The organism is Halomonas sp. 707D4, from assembly GCF_024158685.1.
In the GTDB taxonomy this organism is placed as follows: domain Bacteria; phylum Pseudomonadota; class Gammaproteobacteria; order Pseudomonadales; family Halomonadaceae; genus Vreelandella.
Genome location: NZ_JAMZBD010000736.1, coordinates 1 through 1,074 on the forward strand (window position 1 = coordinate 1; position 1,074 = coordinate 1,074).

Annotated in this window: 2 protein-coding genes; both read left to right on the forward strand. The window is 67.2% G+C overall.

Annotation, left to right across the window (positions count from 1 at the left end; genetic code table 11):
• A partial coding sequence (locus BIS11_RS18325; protein WP_253586827.1) for a sulfurtransferase occupies positions 1 to 408 on the forward strand: 408 nt, incomplete at its 5' end.
• Positions 409 to 457: 49 nt separating this feature from the next.
• Positions 458 to 1,074, forward strand: a 617-nt coding sequence (asd, locus tag BIS11_RS18330; RefSeq protein WP_253586828.1) for an archaetidylserine decarboxylase, incomplete at its 3' end; no start/stop codon positions are given.

Sequence of the window (1,074 nt, forward strand, 5' to 3'; positions counted from 1 at the left end):
TACCGCGCCGAGATCCGCAATCCGCGTGCGCTGATCACCCGCGACGAGATCCAGCAGAAGCTCGGCGAGCGCCACTTCGCCGTATGGGATGCGCGCTCGAAGGCGGAGTACGACGGCGAGCGTGGCAACAACAGGCATCTGGGCCATATTCCGGGTGCCGTGAACATGGACTGGGTCGACGCCATGGATCGCACGCGGGCGCTGCGCATCCGCGACTACGCGGAGCTCGTCACCGAGCTCGAGGCGATGGGCCTCACCCCGGACATGGAGATCGCCACCCACTGCCAGAGCCATCACCGCAGCAGCTTCACCTGGCTCGTCGGCAAGGCCCTGGGCTTTGACATGCGCGGCTACGCGGGCTCCTGGGGCGAGTGGGGCAACCGCGACGACACGCCGATAGAAAAGTAGCGCCCCGCCTTCGCCGGGCCTCGACGAGCACCTACGAAAAGAACCCAACGTGACGCTATCTCAAAAGATTTTCTCGCTGATCCAGTACCCGCTGCCGCACCACGCGATCTCGCGGCTGACCGGCGCCTTCGCCCGCTGCGAGACGCCCTGGCTCAAGAACGCGCTGATCAAGGCGTTCATCAAGCGCTTCGACGTCGACATGAGCCAGGCGCTGGAGCCGGACCCGACCGCCTATCGCCACTTCAACGCGTTCTTCACCCGCGTCTTGAAAGCGGACGCGCGACCGCTGGAAGAGGGGCTGCTGAGCCCGGCGGACGGGGCGCTGTCGCGTCACGGCAAGATCGAGCACGGCACCCTGATCCAGGCCAAGGGCCACCGCTACACGGTCGAGGCGCTGCTCGGCGGCGACGCCGAGCTTGCCGCCGAGTTCTCGAGCGGCAGCTTCGCCACGGTCTACCTGTCACCGCGCGACTACCACCGCGTGCACATGCCCCTCGACGGCACGCTGCGCGAGATGATCTACGTGCCCGGGCGCATCTTCTCGGTCAACCAGGCGACCGCCCGCCACGTGCCCAACCTGTTCGCCCGCAACGAGCGGCTGGTGTGCATCTTCGACAGCCCCCGGGGGGCCTTTGCGATGGTACTGGTGGGGGCGATGGTGGTGGC